This window comes from Nocardia tenerifensis NBRC 101015 (assembly GCF_000308715.1).
GTDB classification, from domain to species: domain Bacteria; phylum Actinomycetota; class Actinomycetes; order Mycobacteriales; family Mycobacteriaceae; genus Nocardia; species Nocardia tenerifensis.
Map to the genome: position 1 here is coordinate 1 of NZ_BAGH01000494.1, position 3660 is coordinate 3660.

General features: G+C 69.9%; 4 protein-coding genes. 3 read left to right on the forward strand and 1 reads right to left on the reverse strand.

Annotated elements, in window-relative coordinates; translation table 11 throughout:
- Positions 1-534, reverse strand: a 534-nt coding sequence (locus ON39_RS34390) for an SDR family NAD(P)-dependent oxidoreductase (protein ID WP_040740481.1), incomplete at its 3' end; no start/stop codon positions are given.
- Between the two features lie 181 nt (positions 535-715).
- Between ON39_RS34390 and ON39_RS34395 the strand changes: the two genes are divergently transcribed.
- From ON39_RS34395 to ON39_RS34405, 3 genes are all read left to right on the forward strand, one after another.
- Positions 716-1756, forward strand: a complete 1041-nt coding sequence (locus ON39_RS34395) for an ABC transporter permease (RefSeq protein ID WP_246002700.1) — start codon at positions 716-718, stop codon at positions 1754-1756.
- Positions 1757-1944: 188 nt separating this feature from the next.
- On the forward strand, positions 1945-3012 hold the full coding sequence (locus ON39_RS34400) for a sugar ABC transporter substrate-binding protein (RefSeq protein WP_040740479.1): 1068 nt from the start codon (positions 1945-1947) through the stop codon (positions 3010-3012).
- On the forward strand, positions 3009-3660 hold a 652-nt coding region (locus tag ON39_RS34405), incomplete at its 3' end, for an ATP-binding cassette domain-containing protein (protein ID WP_040740480.1). The genes ON39_RS34400 and ON39_RS34405, both read left to right, overlap by 4 nt.

Here is a 3660-nt window from a genome sequence, read left to right on the forward strand (position 1 = left end):
GTTCACCCGCACGCCGTCGCGGCCGTAGTCGCGGGCCAGCGACCGGGTCAACCCGATCAGCGCGTGCTTGGCGGTGACGTACCCGGCCACCGCGGGCCCGGCGAACAGCCCGGCCAGCGACGACACGACCACGATCGAGCCGCCGCGTCCGCGTAGATGCGGCAGCGCGGTGCGCGCGGTCACGAACGCGGTGGTCACATTGACCCGCATCGCGAGTTCCCAGTCGTCGTCGGTGGTCTCGCTCACCGCGCCGAGCCCATGGCCGCCCGCGTTGGCGACGACCATGTCCAGTCGGTCGTAGCGGTCGACGGCGGCGGCCACCATCCGCTCGACGTCGGCGGCGTCCGCCGCGTCACCCGCCGCGACCAGGGCGGCGTCGCCCAGTTCGGCGGCCACCGCCTCCAGGGGCTCTTGCCGCCTGCCGCTGAGCACCACCGAGGCGCCCTCGGCGACCAGCCTGCGTGCGGCGGCCGCGCCGATGCCGGTGCCGCCGCCGGTGATGAGGGCGACCTGGCCGGCCAATCGTTTCGTCATGTCCATGCACCGATCTTCGAATCGCTGTGTGTGGCGCCGACCGTAACCGGGCGCGCGCGGCCGATTCGAGCGCCGCGTCGGCCGGGTGTTCTGGCGGACAAGGACTGTGCACGCAAGGACAAGGGTTCTCGCGCCCGATTGCCGGAAGCTGGTTCGCACACTCGAAGACAGGAACGCGATAGTGACCGCCAACGACACCGAACAGCGAGAATCGGCCCCCCGGCCCGCCGCAGGGCCGCCCGGTATCCCGCCCGTACTGCGGCGGATGCTGCACACCGAGTCCAACAGCGTGCTGTTGGCCACCGTCGCCCTCGTGGTGCTCATCGGGGTGCTGCATCCGGACTTCTTCAGCCCCGGCCAGATTCGCGATGTGTTGCAGAGCTCGGTGTACGTCGCGCTGCTCGCCGCCGGAATGGCGTTCCTGCTCGCGATGCGCGAGATCGATCTGTCGGTCGGCGCCGGGTTCGCGTTGTCGCTGATCAGCGCGGCGGTACTGATGCGATCCGGGATCAATCCGTGGCTGGCCGCGGCCGCCGCGATCGGTCTCGGCGCGCTGCTCGGGCTGGTCAACGCCCTCGTCGTGCAGCTCGTCGCGATCCCGGCCATCGTGGCGACCCTGGCGACCATGCAGGTCTACCGCGGCCTGTCGGCGGCGTGGAGCAATGGCCAGCAGGTCAACGGATTGCCTTTGGACAGTTCGTTTTTCACCGTGGTCGGCGGACAGCTGCTCGGTCTGCCGGTCAGCGTGTGGGTGCTGCTCGCGGTCACCGCGCTGCTCACCGTCGTACTTCGCCTGACGCCCTTCGGATATCGGGTGCGGTCCATCGGATCCAACCCGGAAGCCGCTCGCTTCTCCGGCATTTCGACGGCGCGCACCCGGCTGCTGGTGCTGATGGGCGTCGGCGCGCTGTGCGGGCTGGCGGGGGTGCTGGGCCTGGCGTTCTTCACCTCCGGCGACCCGAATGTCGGCACCGGCTTCGAATTACAGGCCATCGCGGCCGCGGTGATCGGCGGCACCCCGCTGCGCGGCGGCAGCGCGACGGTGGTCGGCGCCGTCGCGGGCGCCGTGCTGCTGAGCGTGGTGTCCAGCGGCCTGGTGTATTTCGACATTCCCGTGAACTGGAGCGCGTTCGCCAGCGGCGTCGTCGTGCTGATCGCGGTGGCCATCGACAGCCTGCTCCGCAGCCGCCGCCGCGCCGAGCGCTCCGAATTCGGGCGGTAGTGCCGCGTGCAGGAATTTCGGCACGTTTCTCGGCGGTCTGGGACGCCCGCTGGCCGCGTTGTCGTCGTCGCCGATACAACCCCGGTATCGGCTCCTCCTCCGCCTTGCCAGCGGACGCCCCAGACCGCCGATAAACGCACCGACTTTCCTGTACGAGGCACTAGCGAACAACTTCGATAAGGATCGTGATGAATAGACCGAACAACTGGCTGCGCGGCGCGATCGCGTGCTGCGCCCTCGTGCTCGTCGCCTGCGGGAGCGGCACCCGCTCCGCCGACGGCCCGAAGAGCGGGACGCTGCGCATGGCGTTCGTCTACGCCACCACCTCACAGAACCCGTTCCAGGAGATGGCCTTGGGCGCCGCCGCGGGCGCCGCGGACGCGGGCGACATCGACCTGACCGAGACCGCGCCGCCCGGAATCAATGGGCCGCAGGAGGTTTCGCAGTTCCAGGCCGCCGTGCGCACCGCCCGCGACGGTATCGCGATGGAGACGCTGACGCCGGACCTGTTCGTGCGCCCCTTGCAGCAGGCGGCCGCCGCGGGCGTCCCGCTCGCCACCGTGGACACCGTGCCGCCCGCCGGGACGAAGGTGGGACTGTATGTCGGAAACGACAACACCGAACTCGGCCGCAGCCTCGCCACGGAGATCATCAAGCAGATCCCGGTCGGCACCACCGGTGAAGTGGTGCTGGGCAACGACATTCCCGGACTCGACCTGTTGAGCCAGCGTCTGGAGGGCATGAAAGCCGTACTCCAGGAGCAACGTCCGACGCTCACCGTGCTCGGGCCGTTCGACACCGGCTCCGAACCCACCGACAACTACAACAAGTGGAACAACACGGTGAAGGCGCACCCGAACGCGGTCGCCTACCTCGGCGCGGGCGCCTCGGACGCGGTGTCGCTGGCCTTGATCCAGAAGAACACGGGCCGCCGCCTGCTGGTCGGGTCCTGCGACCCGGATTCCCAGGCGCTGGCCGCGGTGAAGGACGGCTACGCCGCCGCGCTCGCCTCGCCCGAGCACTGGCTCAAGGGCTACATCGCCATTCGGCTGCTCGCCGAGCACGCGCGCACGGGAAAGCCGCTGACGGAGGGCTGGTGGAATCCGGGCGGGCTGATCATCAACGCCGCCAATATCGATGAGATCATCGCCCGCCAGCAGAACGACCAGAGCAGGCGTCAGTGGTTCGCCGACGCGGCCGCCCGTCAACTCGCCGCCCCCGCCGACTACCTGCGTCCGTTGAGCGAGGCGAAATGACCGGTGCGTCAGGCGAATCCGGCGCGATGCTCGAGGTCCGCGGCATCGGCAAGACCTACGGCGGCGTGACAGCCTTACACGATGCCGAGCTGACCGTGCGCGAAGGCTCGGTGCACGCGCTGCTCGGCGAGAACGGCGCGGGGAAGTCCACGCTGATCAAGGTGGTGTCCGGCGCGGTCGCGCCCGATCGCGGCAGCCTGCGCCTCGGCGGGCGCCCGGTCTCGTTCAACTCGACCGCCCAGGCCGCCGAGCACGGCGTCGCGGTGGTGTCGCAGGAGTTGAATCTGTTCCCCGACCTCGACGTCCTCGCGAATCTGTATCCGATGCGCGAGCCGACCCTCGGGCCTTTTCGCCGCCGGGCCGCCATGGTGGCGCGCGCCGAACCGGTGCTCGCGCAGCTCGGCCTCGACGTCGACGTGCGCCGCGAGCTCGGCACCCTGTCGCTGGCGCAGCGTCAGCTGGTCGAGATCGCCAAGGCGCTGATCACCGAGCCGCGGGTGCTGATCCTGGACGAGCCGACCTCGGCGCTGGACGAGGCCGGCACCCGCCGGCTGCTGAATATCGTTCGGGTACTGCGGGAACGGCGCGTCGCGGTGGTGTTCGTCTCGCACATCCTGGAGGAGACCATGGCGCTGTGCGACGAGATCA

Coding starts and splice junctions, on each gene's coding strand:
- ON39_RS34400 (WP_040740479.1), top strand. CDS start 1,945: ATGAATAGACCGAACAACTGGCTGCGCGGCGCGATCGCGTGCTGCGCC.